Below are 14,841 nucleotides of genomic sequence, written 5' to 3'. Positions count from 1 at the left end.
GCAAAAGCATTGAAATCTGCCCCCGCGCTTCTATAGTCTGTTCTTAGAACGTTGATTGGCAGGATCAGGAAGGACCCGGATGCATGCATTCGGGTTTTTTTGTCCCCGCAGTTTGTGACTATACGGAGGCGCGGTGTCGGCAGAGGCTACGGTTGAAAGTCTGGCGAAAGAGCTGAGTACCTATCTGGATACCAATCGCATCAACCAGGTGCGACGAGCCTACTATTACGCCGAACAGGCCCACGAAGGGCAGATGCGCAAGAGCGGCGACCGCTACATCACCCACCCCCTGGCGGTCGCGCACATCCTGGCCGATCTGCGGCTGGACCATCAAAGCCTGATGGCGGCGATGCTGCACGATGTGATCGAAGACACCGGCATTCCCAAGGACGCCCTGGCCGAGCAGTTCGGTGACGATGTCGCGGAACTGGTGGACGGCGTCAGCAAGCTGACCCAGATCGAATTCCGCTCCCGCGCCGAGGCCCAGGCCGAGAACTTCCAGAAAATGACCCTGGCCATGGCCCGGGACATCCGGGTGATCCTGGTCAAGCTGGCGGACCGCCTGCACAACATGCGTACCCTGGGCCCCATGCCCTACGAGAAACGCCAGCGCATCGCCACCGAAACCCTGGACATCTACGCCCCGATTGCCAACCGCCTGGGCATGCACTCCATCTGCACCGAGCTGGAGGACCTGGGCTTCTCCTCCCTGTACCCGATGCGCTCCAAGTACATTTCCAAGGCGGTCGACAAGCTGCGCGGCAGCCACCGGGAAATCATCGAGGAGATCCGCGGCAAGCTGCAGGAAAAGTTGGAGGAACGGGGACTGCCCGGCCGCATCCTGGGGCGGGAGAAACACCTGAACAGCATCTACAACAAGATGAAGTTCAAGCAGAAATCCTTCCATGAAATCATGGACGTGTACGCCTTCCGGATCATCACCGACACCGAAGACGACTGCTACCGCATCCTCGGTGCCGTGCACAACCTGTACAAGCCGCTGCCGGGCCGGTTCAAGGACTACATCGCCATGCCCAAGGCCAATGGCTACCAGTCCCTGCACACCACCCTGTTCGGCATGCACGTGAACATCGAGATCCAGATCCGTACCGAGGAGATGGAACACATCGCCAACAACGGGATCGCCGCGCACTGGATGTACAAGAGCGAGCCCACCAGTGTCTCCAGCGCCAACCAGGCCCGGGTCGACCGTTGGGTGAAAGGGCTGATGGAAATGCGCGAGCGGGCCGACGACTCCCTGGAGTTCATCGAGCACGTGAAGGTGGACCTGTTCCCCGACGAGATCTACGTGTTCACGCCCAAGGGCAAGATCATGGAATTGCCCAGTGGCGCCACCCCGGTGGATTTCGCCTACGCCATCCACACCGACATCGGCAACGCCACCGTGGCCTGTCGCATCAACCGCAACCTCAGCTCCCTGAGCCAGCCACTGCAGAGCGGCCAGACCGTGGAGATCATCACCGCGCCCGGCGCCCGTCCAAACCCGGCCTGGCTCAGTTTCGTGGTCACCGGCAAGGCCCGGAGCAGCATCCGGCACGTGCTCAAGAGCCAGAAGCGGGCGGAATCCCTGGACCTGGGCAAAACCCTGCTCAAGAAGTCCCTCAAGGGCTTTGGTACCCGCCTGGCCGACATCAGCGACGTCCAGGTGCAGGCGGTGGTCAACCACAATCAGGTCAACAGCCTGGATGACCTGATCAGCGACATTGGTCTGGGCAACCGGATGGCCTACTTGGTGGCGCGCCAGTTGATTACTGGTGCCGACAGCGGCATCGGCACCGACGTTGCCACCGAAGCCAATCAGGCCGGCGCCCACAGCCCGGTCACCATCCGTGGTACCGAAGGGCTGCTGGTGCGCTTCGCCAGTTGCTGCAAGCCGATTCCGGGCGACCCGGTGGTGGGCATCATGGACTCCGGCAAGGGCATGGTGATCCACTCCGACACCTGCTCGCGCCTGCCGGAAGACGACGAAGGCCGGGCCCGCCTGACCCACCTGAAGTGGGCCAAGGACATCACCGACGAGTTCTCCGTCGAGCTTCGGGTCGAGCTGGAACGCCAGCGTGGCGTGATTGCTGAAGTGGCCAACGCCGTGGCCATGGCCGACGGCAACATCGAGCGCATCAACGTCGAGGACCAGAACGCCAAGTTCAGCATCGTCAGCCTGGTGCTGCATGTGAATGGGCGCCGGCACCTGGCTCGGGTCATGCGCCGGGTGCGCAACATCCGGGCGGTGAGTCACATTGGCCGGGTCCGCCACTGACCGCACCATTGTCTGGTTGACAGTGGCGGCGCCCAGGGGTGACGATTGGCGTTTTGAACGAGAGGAATTCCCAAGTCATGACCAACAAATCCGTCATCCAGACCGAGAACGCCCCGCAGGCCATTGGCACCTATTCACAGGCCGTGAAAGCCGGTGACACGGTGTACCTGTCCGGTCAGATTCCGCTGGTACCGGAAACCATGGAAGTGGTGGCCGGGGATTTTGCCGCCAAGACCCGGCAGGTGTTCGAGAACCTCAAGGCAGTCTGTGAAGCCGCCGGTGGCGAGCTCAAGGACATCGTCAAGCTCAACATCTACATGACCGATCTCGCCAACTTCGCGACGGTGAACGAAATCATGGCAACCTACTTCGAAGAACCCTATCCGGCCCGCGCGGCCGTGGGTGTGGCGGCGCTGCCCAAGGGCGTGCCCATCGAGATGGAAGCGGTCATGGTGCTCAGCTAAGCGCGGGCATCATCGAGAAGAAAAGGCGGCCAGTGCCGCCTTTTTTTGTGCCTGTTCGCCGGTCAAGCCGGGTCGATCATGGCCTGGTAACCGGCCCGGAAGTCCGGGAACCGGAACTGGAAGCCGGTGGCCAGCAGGCGTCGGTTGCTGCAGCGCTTGCTGCCGGCCCGGCCACCCTTGCGGGCGTTGGCCTGGGGGCTGGCGCAGTCGGTCTGCTGGCGCACCCATTGCACCACCTCGTCCAGTCGCGCCGGCTCGCAGTCGCTGGCGACGTAGAGGTCATCCAGGGCCTGGCCCTGCAGGGCCCGCTGCACCAGATGGGCGATGGCGGCTGCGGCATCGTCCTCGTGAATGCGGTTGCTGAACGGGGCCGGGGATTGGGGATCCATCCGCCCCTCGATCACTTCCTCCAGGAAGCGTCGACGGCTCGGGCCGTAAATGCCACTGAAGCGCACGACGGTGGCCGGATGGCCGCTGTCCAGTGCGGTCCGTTCGCCGGCCAGAATCTGTTCGCCGCTGAACCGACGGGGCGTGGTCGGGCTGTCTTCGTCCACCCAACTGTCGTCGTCTTGAGCGTAGACACTGGTGCTGCTGATGAAAATCAGACGCTGCAGGGGCCGCTGCTGTGGCAGGGCGGCCAGGAGATTGGTCAGCCCGGTGACATAGGCATCGCGATAGCCCTGCTCGTCGTAGGCGGCTGGGGTCAGGCAGTAGATCACGATGTCCAGGTTGTCCGGGACCGCCGTGGCCAGAGTCTCCGGTTGGGTCAGGTCCGCGCCCAGGCCCTGCACGCCGGGTGGCACCCGGTCCGGGTTGCGGCGCAGTCCGAACACCGTGCCGGCGTCGGTGAGCAGACTGGCAATGGCGCCCCCGAGTTTGCCGCAGCCGGCGACCAGGATCCGGGGAGATGTCGTGTGTTCAGTCATTGCCATAGCCAATATCAATCCTTATGCTTGAACCCATAAATTAGTGAATTTGCCCCGCACAGATCTGACCGGAGCTCACCATGACTCTCACCGAGTTACGATACGTCGTTACGCTTGCCCGTGAAAGGCATTTTGGCCGCGCCGCCGAGCGCTGCCACGTCAGCCAGCCGACCCTGAGTGTCGCCGTCAAGAAGCTGGAGGACGAGCTCGGCATTCCCCTGTTCGAGCGCAGCAAGAGCAGTATCCGGGTCACCGAGACCGGCCAGCGCATCATCGAGCAGGCCCAGCGGGTCCTGGATCAGGTCGGGGTCATCAAGGACATGGCCCAGGACGGCAAGAACCAGCTGAACTCGCCCCTGAAAGTCGGGGCCATCTACACCATCGGCCCCTACCTGTTCCCGCACCTGTTGCCGGAACTCCGTCGGGCGGCCCCGGAAATGCCCCTGTACATCGAGGAAAACTACACCGCCACGCTCCGGCAGAAGCTGCGCCAGTCCGAACTGGACGCCATCATCATCGCGCTGCCGTTCGAGGAGCCGGAGGTGCTGACCTTGCCGCTGTACGATGAGCCGTTCGTGGTGCTGCTGCCGGCGGGCCACCCGCTGGCCAAGAAAGAGCAGCTGACCGCCGAGGAGCTTGCCAAGGAACAACTGTTGCTGCTCGGCCCCGGCCACTGTTTCCGGGATCAGGTGCTGGAGTCCTGTCCGCCGCTGGTGGACGCCGTCACCCGCCGGGTCGACACCGAGGCGCCGGCACTGGTGACCGAGGGCAGCTCCCTCGAGACCATCCGGCATATGGTGGCGTCCGGGTTGGGGATTACCGTGCTGCCGCTGTCGGCGGCCACGGCCATGCAGTACCACGAGGACATCCTGGCGGTGCGCCCGTTCGCTCCGCCGGTGCCCTTCCGGACCGTGGCCCTGGCCTGGCGGGTGACTTTCCCGCGGCCCAAGGCCATCGACATGCTGTCCCTGGCAGCCAGTCAGTGCCGGGTGATTGAAAAAGCGAAATCCGATACCCCGGCCGTGGCCGAAAGCGCCTGAGTTCCGGCATGACGTCACTGGATGACATCCCGGTTACCCAGCTCAAGGGCGTCGGCCAGGCGCTGGCCGAGAAACTGGGCAAGCTGGGGATCGCCTCGCTGCAGGACCTGCTGTTTCATCTGCCCCATCGGTACGAGGACCGCACCCGGGTCGTACCCATGGGCAGTCTGCGCATCGGCGATGTGGCGGTGGCCGAAGGGGAGGTGATGAAAACCGACCTGGTCATGGGACGGCGCCGGAGCCTGCAGGTCACCCTCAAGGACAGCAGCGGCTTCCTGGTGCTGCGGTTCTTCCATTTCAACGCCGCCCAGCGCAACCAGTTGGCCGAAGGTGCCCGGGTGCGCTGCTTCGGCGAGGTGCGACCGGGTCGGGCCGGGTATGAGTTCTATCACCCGGAATACCAGGTCAACCCACCCCCCATGCCGGCCGAAGGCCAGGCCACCCTGACCCCCGTGTATCCGCTCACCGAGGGCATTCAGCAACCCCGGGTGCGGGGACTGTGTCAGCAGGCACTGGGATACCTCCAGCGTTACCCGATCCGGGACTGGCTGCCCCCGTCCCTGTTGGCGGACTATCAGCTGCCGGGCATCAGTGAGGCGGTCCAGCTGGTGCATTCGCCGCCGGCGGATGCCCCGGTGCACCTGTTGATGGAAGGCCGCCACCCGGCCCAGCAGCGCCTGGTGATGGAAGAATTGCTGGCGCACCAGCTTAGCCTGTTGCAGGTTCGGGAGCAGATCCAGGCCCGGGAAGCGCTGCCATTGCTGCCCCGTGGCGAATTGGCCGAGCGTTTCCTGGAGTCCCTGCCGTTCCAGCTGACCGGGGCCCAGCGGCATGTCATGACCGACATCCGTCAGGACCTGAGCCAGCCCCTGCCAATGCTTCGGCTGGTGCAGGGTGATGTCGGCTCGGGCAAGACCGTGGTGGCCGCCCTGGCCGCCTTGCAGGCCATTGAAGCCGGCGCCCAGGTGGCGCTGATGGCGCCGACCGAGATTCTGGCGGAGCAGCATTACCAGAATTTCCGACAGTGGCTCGAGCCCCTGGGGCTCGAGCTGGCGTGGCTGTCCGGCAAGGTCAAAGGCAAGGCCCGGGAGGCTGCGCTGGCGGCCGTGGTTTCGGGGTCCGCCCAGGTCGCCATTGGCACCCACGCCCTGTTCCAGGACGACGTGGTGTTTGACCGGCTGGCTCTGGTCATCGTCGATGAACAGCACCGCTTCGGCGTGCACCAGCGTCTGGCGCTGCGGGAGAAGGGCGTTGGCGACCGCCTGGCGCCGCACCAACTGATCATGACCGCCACCCCCATTCCCCGGACCCTGGCCATGAGCGCCTACGCCGACCTGGATACGTCCGTCATCGACGAACTGCCCCCCGGGCGCAAGCCCATCGAGACCATCGTTATTCCCGACGGGCGCCGGGAGGATGTGATCGAGCGGGTGCGCAGTGCCTGCGCCGCTGGCCGGCAGGCGTACTGGGTGTGTACCCTGATTGAGGAATCCGAGGCCCTGCAGTGCCAGGCCGCGGAAGTGACCGCTCAGGAGTTGTCGGACCGGTTACCGGACCTGCAGGTCGGGCTGGTCCATGGCCGCCTGAAAGCCGCCGAGAAGGCGGCGGTGATGGACAGGTTCAAGAACGGCGAGCTCGACCTGCTGGTGGCGACCACGGTGATCGAGGTTGGGGTGGATGTGCCCAACGCCTCGCTGATCATCATCGAGAATCCGGAGCGCCTGGGCCTGGCCCAGCTGCATCAGCTGCGCGGACGGGTCGGGCGTGGCGAGCAGGCCAGCTTCTGTGTTCTGATGTACCATCCGCCCCTGTCCAGTAATGGCAAGGCCCGTTTGCAGGCGCTTCGGGACAGTCAGGACGGGTTCTTCATCGCCGAAAAGGACCTGGAGATCCGCGGTCCCGGGGAGGTCCTGGGTACCCGGCAGACCGGGATGATGCAGTTCCGGCTCGCCGACTTTGAGCGCGACAAGGGCTGGATCGAGCCGATTCGGGAAATGGCGCCGGGCCTGATGCCCAATCGGGAGGTGGTGGCGGCCCTGATCCGGCGTTGGCTCGGTGAAAAGATTCGCTACGGCGATGTGTGATCGGGTCCGCTGTGTGGTCGGGCGGACAGGGATCAGGCCGGAATCTTGCCCTATACTGACCTTGAACTTTTAGGAATCGGCCGGGTTCCGGCCTGCAGCACGAATTGGGAGCAGACTATGGAACTACCTGTCTCGGTCCAGCAGGCACTGGGAGACTCAGCCTCGGGGGTGTCGTTGCGGAGCGCCAACCAGGCCAAAGAGAGCGAACGCCTGAGGATGATGCTGCTGTGCGACGCCGGCGGTAACCTGCAGGTGATTTGCCGCAAGGATGACCTGATCGACCTTGAGGCTCTGAACAAGCGCCTGGGTCGGGATCTGCGCCTGATGAAACGCCGTGACCAGCTGCGGGTGCGTGAGCGGGCCGGCCTCAGTGCCCTGCCAGCACTGCCATCGCTGACCGGGTGGCCGACCATGGTGGACCGCCGGGTCGACGATCTGCCCGCCGTCGCCATTGAGCTGGAAGAGCACGACCTGGCCATGGTCATGCCCGGCGAGGATTTTCGGGCCCTGACCCGCAACGCCGACCGGGGCAATTTCGTTGCCGACCCCGAAACCATCTCGGTCAATCTGGACGATCCCGGCCGCGACCGGGACCAGCTGCACAACGCCATCAAGAAATTCACCGGCCTGCGCATCCGCCAGCGCCTGGAAGATACCCTGGAATTGCCGCCGCTGCCGGAAACCGCGCAGCGCATCATTCACTTGCGGGTCAATCCGAACGCCGTGATGGGCGACCTGGTGGACATCGTCGAAAGCGATCCCAGCCTGGCCGCGCAGGTGGTCAGCTGGGCGTCCTCCTCCTTTTATGCCGCGGCCGGGCAGGTGCGTTCGGTGCACGACGCCGTGTCCCGGGTGCTGGGTTTTGACCTGGTGATGAACCTGGCCATGGGGCTCTCCCTCGGCCGCGCCCTGAAACAGCCCCAGGACCATCCGGAAGGCTACGTCGACTACTGGCAGCAGGCGATCTGGCAGGCCCAGTCCGCCGGGATCCTGGCCAGCATGATGCCGCGGGGCGAGCGTCCGTTGTTCGGGCTGGCCTACCTGGGTGGTTTGCTGCACAACTTCGGCCACCTGGTGTTGGCCCACGTCTTCCCGCCCCATTTCAAACTGGTGTGCCGGTCCCTCGAGGTGAATCCCCAGATCGACTCCTCGGTCACCGAGCATTACCTGCTCGGCATCACCCGGGAGCAGATCGCGGCGCAACTGATGGAAAACTGGGGCATGCCGGACGAAGTGACCCTGGCCATCCGCTACCAAAAGAATCCGCGCTACGACGGCGCCCACGATGTCTACGCCAAGCTGCTCTGGTTGGGTCGGCAGTTGCTGACCGCCCGGGGAGTGGCGCTGGGCGCGGGCGAGCCCATCCCGGAGTTGGTGTTCGAGGAGCTTGGGCTGGATCGGGCGGCGGTCGAGGCGCAGTTTGATGAGCTGGTCCAGAGCAAGGACAGCATCATGGCCATCGCCGGCATGATGAGTTAGCAACTCACGGTTATTGCTAGGATTTCCAGGTTTTTCACACCAAAAAAAGCCGGCCCAAGGGCCGGCAAGCTCACCCGCTTGTTGCAGAGTCGTCCAAACTTATCAGGAGAAAACAACGAAGGGCGATTACCGTCGCAGATTTGGGTAAAGCCCTACTAACAATTTAGTCAAAGGCCGGGAAAAGAAAAGTCAACCGCTGGCCTCAGCGGACATTGACCAAAAAATCAACAATCCGCCAAGTCGGAAGCCGTTGATTTAACGTCCGAAACCGGTGGAATCTGCGCTGGAAGAATTTACAAAAAATTACAAAAGTCGAGTGGGCGCCTGTCGAGCCGTTTCGCCTACTTTTCCTCGAACGCGTGGTGACGAATTGCGGTGGCGGCGCGCCGGATTTCGTCGGCGTGGGCCTTCTCGACGTTGAACCGTTCCTTGTCCATTTTCTCCACGAAGCGGGTATCCGTGGCCTGGCGGGCCCGGTGGGTGGGCATGTGTTCCAGCTTGTCGTGGACCTCCTGGAAAATGCGGTACGGGCTCTGGCTCAGCAACTCGGGCGCAACGTGGTCGAGCAGGCCCTTCAGGCGCAGACAGGCCTCCGAGTATTCCACCTGGTCGGCCTCCACAGCCATGGCGATGACCCGAATGCTGTCGATCATGTCCTTGCGCCGCTTCTGGTTAAAGTCCTCGGATTTCTTCTGGCGCCGGCGGTTCTCCGCCAGGGTGCGGACCTGGCGTCGAATGAACGCCAGCAGCAGTGCGATGGCGATCAGTCCTGCGATGATCAGGGTCCACTGCAGCCACTGGGGCATGGTCGTCTCCTTGGTTGCTTCGCCTTCAGGCGGGTTTGCGATGTCGCTCCGGACGCCAGACTTTGACAGCGACGGCCTGGCCATTCAATACGGACGTGCCAATCAGCGGATCAACCTGCTGGTCACTGAGCAGGTCGTTGATGCTGGCGCCGGCGTGGCTGGTGGCCACCGACTGCCCGGTGCCCGGGCGGTCATGGCCCCAGCCGTGGGGAATTGAGACCACGCCCGGCATGATCTCGTCGGTGATCTCCACCGGCACCACAATCTGGCGGTCGTCCGCCGTCACCTGGGCGGAATCGCCGGCCTGCAGTCCAAGCCGGCTGGCGTCCCTGGGGTGGATTATCAGGGTACAGCGGTCCTTGCCCTTCACCAGCCGATGGCTGTTGTGCATCCAGGAATTGTTGCTGCGTACGTGCCGGCGGCCAATCAGCCGCAGCTCGTCGGCCACTGGCTGGACCAGGTGCCGGTGTAAGCGCTCGACGTCCTGCAGGTAACGCCGGGGCGCCAGATTGATCATCCCATCCCGGGTGAACAGGCGATCGGGCAGCGATGGCTGCAGCGGCCCCAGGTCGACCCCGTTCGGGTTGTCCCGCAGCGCGGCAATGGACAAGCCTTTGGGCAGCGCCTGCCAGTGCCGGTTCAACGGGCTGAGTTTGGCCAGTCCCCGGAGCGGATTGCGCGGCGGCAGCAGGTCCAGCACCAGATCAACCGCGGGCTCGGCGAGGCCGCGCAGGCGGCCGGTGTTGGCGCCATAGGGGCCGGTCCGCAACAGCACATCGAGAATCGGGTCGGGGCCGAGCTGCTTGAAGGCGCGCCAACCCAGCTCCGAGCGCAGCGGCAACCGGCCGCCCTGGCGGTGCTTCTCCAGCCGGTGGGCCAGTTCCAGCAAGATCTGCCAGTCGTGGCGGCTGTCCGGGCCGGCATCGAATAGCGGGTCGCTGTATTTGGCGGTGTTGCGCACCGCGAACAGACTGAAAATCAGATCGTAGTGGCTGCGCTCCAGGGCGGCGGTGGGCGGCAGGATGACGTCGGCGTGGCGGGTGGTTTCGTTCAGGTAATAATCCACCGACACCATGAAATCCAGTCCGGACAGAGCCTGTTCCAGGCGCTTGCCATTGGGATTGGACAGGACCGGGTTGCCGGCCACGGTGACGAAGGCGCGGATCTGGCCCTCGCCGGGGGTGAGCATTTCATCGGCCATGGTGCTGGCCGGGTATTCGCCCCCGAACTCGGGCAAGCCCTTGACCCGGCTGAAGCGCTTGCCCACGTGGCCGTTCTGGCCTGCCATCGCACCCAGGGTTATCAGGTCAATGGCGGGCTGGCTGAACAGCATGGCGCCGGGGGTGTCGAGCTTGCCGGTCAGGATGTTCAGGCAATAGGCCAGCCAGGTGGCCAGGCCGCCAAAGGCCTGGGTGCTGGTGCCCATGCGGGTATAAAGGGCTGCCTTGCGGGTCCTGGCCAGCTGCCGAGCCAGCTCGCGAATCTGGTCGGCGGCCACGCCGGTGTGCCCGGCCACGGCTTCCGGGGTGAAGGGCAGGGCGGCGAGGCGAAGCAGATCGACGTCTTTGGTCAGCCGTTCCACCTGGCCGAGATTGACCAGATCTTCGTCGAACAGGGTCTGAACCATCGCCATCAGCAACAGCGCATCGCTTCCGGGCCGGATGAAATGAAACTCGTCCGCCAGTTTGCCGGTCTCGGTGCGGCGGGGGTCAATCACGATCAGCTTGCCGCCCCGATCCTGCAGGCGTTTGATGCGACCGCGAACATCCGGCACCGTCATCAGGCTGCCGTTGGAGGCCATGGGGTTGGCCCCGATGCAGATGAACAGATCGGTGTTGTCGATGTCCGGGATCGGGAACAGGATCTGGTGGCCAAACATCTCCAGGCTGGCCAGCATGTGCGGCAACTGATCATTGGAGGTGGCCGAGAACCGGTTCTGGGTGCCCAGTGCCCGGAGAAACGGCAGGGTGGCCACCAGTGAGCCGTGATTGTGGACGTTGGGGTTGCCCAGATACACCCCCAGGCTGTTGCGGCCATACTCGGTGCGGGTCTTGTGCAGCCGGTCGGCAACCAGGCGGAAGGCGTCGTCCCACTCCATCTCCTGCCAGCCCTGATCGGTGCGCCGGATCGGCTTGCGCAGCCGGTCCGGGTCCTCATGCAGATCTTTCAGGGCCACCGCCTTGGGACAGATATGACCGCGGCTCAGGGGATCCTGATCATCGCCCCTGATGGACTGGATGGTGCCATCGCTCACTTCGATGGCGACACCGCACATGGCCTCGCAGAGATGGCAGGTGCGGTAGTGAATGCCGTTGTCCATGGGGCTGTTCTCCTGGCGGTCGTTGTTATCGTCGCTCATCCGCGTGATCGATGTCTGAGATTAGCAGGATTGCCCGGGGCTGGGGAGTTCGGCCGACCGGCCGCAAGGCATAAAAAAAGGCCAGCCGGGGCGGCTGGCCTGAAAAGGTAAAGGCCTGAAGTCACTGCTGGGCAGGGATTTCCTTTACCGGGTTGGAGATGAAGTTGAGGTAGACGCCACCCTCGGGGATCACCAGCGGGATTTTAACCGCGCCATTCGATTCGGTGCTTTGGTCCAGCAGCGAACCGCATGCCCCGGTATTGCCGGTGAACAACCCGCCGATACAGGAGATGAAATCAATGCCGGCGTTGAGTATGGCGCTGTCGGTGGTCACCAGGACGTTGATCTCTGGAACGTTGCTGTTTCGCTGCTCAATCTGCATCCGGCCATCGTCGAAGAAGGTGATGGCGCCATCAAGTTTCAGGGGAAACTCATAGGAGTACAGGTTGTGCTGAAGCACGCCCTGCAGCGGAACCTCCAACTTCGGTGCGTCCAGGGTCAGTTCCGCCGTGGTCTTGAAGACTGGGCCGCCACTGGCGCCCTCAATGATAATCCCGGGAATCAGGCCGCTTCGCGCACAGTCGGTGTCACAGGCAGGGTCGTCTTTGTCATAGCGCATGCGCAGGATTTGCGGCCCGGTGACCTGATCTCCCAAACCCTCGAGCACCACCGTGGCTGACGTGGTGGCCAGCATGGTCGGGTAGAGCAGCACGCCAACACCCTGTTTTCCGGTCTCGGGATCGGTCGCAGGACCGGTAACTTCGGTGTTGAGTCCGTAGGTTTGATAGATGAACTTGGATTCCGGGCAGTCGGTACCAGCGGCACAGCCCACACTCGCGTCCGCGTTTTCATTACCAAGGACGGTGGCCTTTTGGCCGGTAACCTGAAGTTTCGCCGCGTTGGCAGAGGGCAGGAAACCACCGGCGCCATCGGATTCGTGGGCAAAAGGCTCCAGGCAGTCGGTGTTTCCTGCGGGATCACAGTCAACCACGTAGTTGGAGTTCACGTCACGAATGGGCAGGTTACGCAGCGGCGTGAAGACCGTGTTCCGGGCTTCGGCGCCCTCGAAGTAGATGGTCATGTCCGGCCCACCGATGTCCACTTCCCCGGAACCCTCATCACGTTGATCGCCGGGATCGACCAGCAGATCGGTTTGCAGCGGGTACCCGGTCTCCGAGCAGATGGCGTTGCCACAGTCGCCTTCGGCGGTGGCCGATGCCATGGTGTATCGGTAGAAGTTACCCAGTTCCCATGGCTGGTCCGGATAAAAGCGGATGCGTTGGTTGTTTTTCTCCAGGCGCCCGCTGACACCGACCCAGTTGTCGTTCTCGTCCTGCTGCTCAACCACAAAGGTTTCGCCGGCACGGATGGAATCCAGATCCATGGACTGCGAGAAGACCACGGTAATGGGGCGATCGGTTGGCATGGTGGTGATGGGCAGAACATCACCACGAGGCCCATCCGGCGCGGCGTCCACGCACTGGCCGTGAGTTTTTGAGGCCAGATCAACGCCCGTCGTCACGCAGGGGAAGCCGGGGTAGGTGGTCAATGCGATGGGCGAGACCATGAATTCGCTGCCATCGCCGGTGTCAGCCAGGGCGAAATCCAGGGATTGCGACATGGCACTGTTGCCGGCGAGGTCGGTCAGGTCCGGGTTGATCTGGACGCTGTAATTGACTCCGTGTTTCAGGCCGCCCACCGGATTGATGACCAGCGAGGTGCCGTCGAGCTTGATGTCGACGGCGTCGCTGGTCAGTGGGGTCGCGCCCTCAATCACGGTAATGCCTGATTGGATCGACGCTCCGTCCAGCGGCTCATCAAAGTTCAGAATCACCGGATCGCCGGGCCGCTGCATGGATTGCCGGGTGGCCGGGATGGCGTTCGCCGGGCCGGGCATCCAGCTCACCAGTTGCGGGCTGGTGCTGTCCGGGGTGAACAGGTCTTCGGCGTCCAGGGCCGACTCGGCATCGGTGGCCGCCTCGATCCGGAACGCGATGGTGGAATCGGTGTACTCCTGACCCAGCAGGTTGGGTTCCACCACGCCGATGGCGTCGATGGTCAGTACGCCGTCCTGCACGATCGCGATACCGCTCAGCTCAACCCCCAGCAGGTCCTGGGACAGGGAGGCATTGGGCTGGGCTGCCTCGGTGTTCATGGACACGTCCATGAACAGCTTCACGTGCCGGGGCGCGTTGAGGTCGTCGGTGTAGGGGTTGGGACTCAGGTAGCCGGTGGCATCGGACAGCATGGTGACCTTGATGTCGCCGGTGGTTTGCAGTTGGCCAGTCTTGGGATCGATGACCGGTACGCTGCCGTTGATCTTCACGTCCAGGCTGCTACCGAGCAGCAGGCTGCCCTTGGGAACCCGCAGAGGCAGGGGTTCGTCTGCGGCGAAGGACGGCGCGTAGGCCAGCTCCGCAAACAGCCCGCCGGATTTCTGAGACGGCCCGGCGTTGCCCTGCAGTACGGAATTCAGGGTGACACCGTTGATGATCTGGCCATTGAGCCGGGACTTGCGGGCGCCCGCCTCGTCGCTGCCGGCCAGCAGGCCGGAATCAATCAGTTCCTGGAACAGCACCACGGTCGGCCCGGTCTCGCGCGGGGTAAACGACTGGCTGAAATCCAGGGTGGCCGAACTGGTGAGGCTGGGCAGCCCCTGGACCCGCAGGGTGTAAGTCTCGCCGGCGGTCAGGGCGTCTGCCTTGGTGCCACACAGCTCCTGCGCTTCCACGGTGCAGGGGTCGACGGTAATGCGTCGGCCATCCACCAGGATCGTCGCGGGCACGGTGTCGCCGGCGGCGTTCTCCAGGCGGATCTGGCCACCCATGGCCTGCCAGTCCGGGTGCACCGGCTGGGTCAGGTTGAGCCGGAAGGTGGAGAAGTTCATGGGCTGGAACTGGCCGGTGGGCGAGGGGATCAGTTCCGCCACGGCGAAGTCCCCGGCCATGTTGTCCAGGCCCGCGATTCCGGTGAAACCGCCGCGGGTGGAGAACTGAATGCCGTTGGCGCCGTGGGCATTGGGCGTGGCCACGGCCTGGGCGTTCGCCGCCAGCAGCGCATCGTTGAAGGTGACGGTGTAATTGGTACCGGTTGCCAGTGCGGCATTAGGGGCCAGTTTCAGGCTATGGCCGCCATCCACCTTGGTCACGGTGAACGGCACCGGGTTGCTGCCGTTGCTGACCCGAATCTTGCTCTGCAAGTCGGCTTCGGTGTCGGTGATCGGGTGGGAGAACCGGATCACGATGTCCGCCGCGGGGCTGATGCCGGTCTGGCCATCAGCCGGGTAGGAATACACCACCGCACCCGCTTCGGTCGGTTCGTTCATGGATTGCTCGCTGCCGCCGCAGGCGGCCAGCAGCATCGCTGGAATCAATGCCAGAGTCTTGTTGTATTTCATGGCAGAAC

The 14,841-nt window shown here is 63.8% G+C and carries 9 protein-coding genes; 5 read left to right on the top strand and 4 right to left on the bottom strand.

What is annotated here, in order from left to right:
• Positions 1-133: 133 nt before the first annotated feature.
• Positions 134-2,278: a RelA/SpoT family protein gene (locus tag U5822_RS03535; protein WP_322854247.1), complete on the top strand. Its 2,145-nt coding sequence runs from the start codon at positions 134-136 to the stop codon at positions 2,276-2,278.
• 77 nt (positions 2,279-2,355) lie between these two features.
• Entirely contained in the window at positions 2,356-2,742 is a 387-nt protein-coding gene (locus tag U5822_RS03530) for a RidA family protein (protein ID WP_219476992.1), read from the top strand.
• A 62-nt stretch (positions 2,743-2,804) separates the two neighbouring features.
• Here U5822_RS03530 and U5822_RS03525 read toward each other — a convergent pair whose 3' ends face one another.
• Positions 2,805-3,674, bottom strand: a complete 870-nt coding sequence (locus U5822_RS03525) for an SDR family oxidoreductase (RefSeq protein WP_322854246.1) — start codon at positions 3,672-3,674, stop codon at positions 2,805-2,807.
• 74 nt (positions 3,675-3,748) lie between these two features.
• Here U5822_RS03525 and U5822_RS03520 point away from each other — a divergent pair, with 74 nt between their 5' ends.
• The 3 genes from U5822_RS03520 to U5822_RS03510 all read left to right on the top strand — a co-directional run bounded on the left by U5822_RS03520 (position 3,749) and on the right by U5822_RS03510 (position 8,271).
• On the top strand, positions 3,749-4,708 hold the full coding sequence (locus tag U5822_RS03520) for a hydrogen peroxide-inducible genes activator (protein ID WP_322854245.1): 960 nt from the start codon (positions 3,749-3,751) through the stop codon (positions 4,706-4,708).
• 8 nt (positions 4,709-4,716) lie between these two features.
• Positions 4,717-6,792 carry an ATP-dependent DNA helicase RecG gene (recG, locus tag U5822_RS03515; protein WP_322854244.1) on the top strand — a complete coding sequence of 692 codons (2,076 nt, stop codon included), beginning with the start codon at positions 4,717-4,719 and terminating at the stop codon, positions 6,790-6,792.
• Positions 6,793-6,909: 117 nt separating this feature from the next.
• Complete coding sequence (locus U5822_RS03510) at positions 6,910-8,271, top strand: aminoacyl-tRNA deacylase and HDOD domain-containing protein (protein ID WP_322854243.1); 1,362 nt, start codon at positions 6,910-6,912, stop codon at positions 8,269-8,271.
• 341 nt (positions 8,272-8,612) lie between these two features.
• On the opposite strand, the gene U5822_RS03505 is transcribed toward U5822_RS03510, so the two are convergent.
• From U5822_RS03505 to U5822_RS03495, 3 genes are all read right to left on the bottom strand, one after another.
• A complete protein-coding gene (locus U5822_RS03505) occupies positions 8,613-9,077 on the bottom strand; it encodes a DUF2489 domain-containing protein (RefSeq protein ID WP_322854242.1) in 465 nt (154 codons plus the stop codon).
• A gap of 25 nt (positions 9,078-9,102) precedes the next feature.
• Positions 9,103-11,397, bottom strand: coding sequence for a molybdopterin-dependent oxidoreductase (locus U5822_RS03500; protein ID WP_322856875.1), 2,295 nt, complete (start codon positions 11,395-11,397; stop codon positions 9,103-9,105).
• A gap of 160 nt (positions 11,398-11,557) precedes the next feature.
• Complete coding sequence (locus U5822_RS03495; protein ID WP_322854241.1) at positions 11,558-14,833, bottom strand: Ig-like domain-containing domain; 3,276 nt, start codon at positions 14,831-14,833, stop codon at positions 11,558-11,560.
• Positions 14,834-14,841 lie beyond the last annotated feature (8 nt).

It is taken from the genome of Marinobacter qingdaonensis, assembly GCF_034555935.1.
Classification (GTDB): Bacteria; Pseudomonadota; Gammaproteobacteria; order Pseudomonadales; family Oleiphilaceae; genus Marinobacter; species Marinobacter qingdaonensis.
This window is presented reverse-complemented; position numbering and strand designations above follow the sequence as displayed.

Coding starts and splice junctions, on each gene's coding strand:
- U5822_RS03530 (WP_219476992.1), top strand. CDS start 2,356: ATGACCAACAAATCCGTCATCCAGACCGAGAACGCCCCGCAGGCCATT.
- U5822_RS03525 (WP_322854246.1), bottom strand. CDS start 3,674: ATGGCAATGACTGAACACACGACATCTCCCCGGATCCTGGTCGCCGGC.
- U5822_RS03520 (WP_322854245.1), top strand. CDS start 3,749: ATGACTCTCACCGAGTTACGATACGTCGTTACGCTTGCCCGTGAAAGG.
- recG (WP_322854244.1), top strand. CDS start 4,717: ATGACGTCACTGGATGACATCCCGGTTACCCAGCTCAAGGGCGTCGGC.
- U5822_RS03510 (WP_322854243.1), top strand. CDS start 6,910: ATGGAACTACCTGTCTCGGTCCAGCAGGCACTGGGAGACTCAGCCTCG.
- U5822_RS03505 (WP_322854242.1), bottom strand. CDS start 9,077: ATGCCCCAGTGGCTGCAGTGGACCCTGATCATCGCAGGACTGATCGCC.
- U5822_RS03500 (WP_322856875.1), bottom strand. CDS start 11,397: ATGGACAACGGCATTCACTACCGCACCTGCCATCTCTGCGAGGCCATG.
- U5822_RS03495 (WP_322854241.1), bottom strand. CDS start 14,833: ATGAAATACAACAAGACTCTGGCATTGATTCCAGCGATGCTGCTGGCC.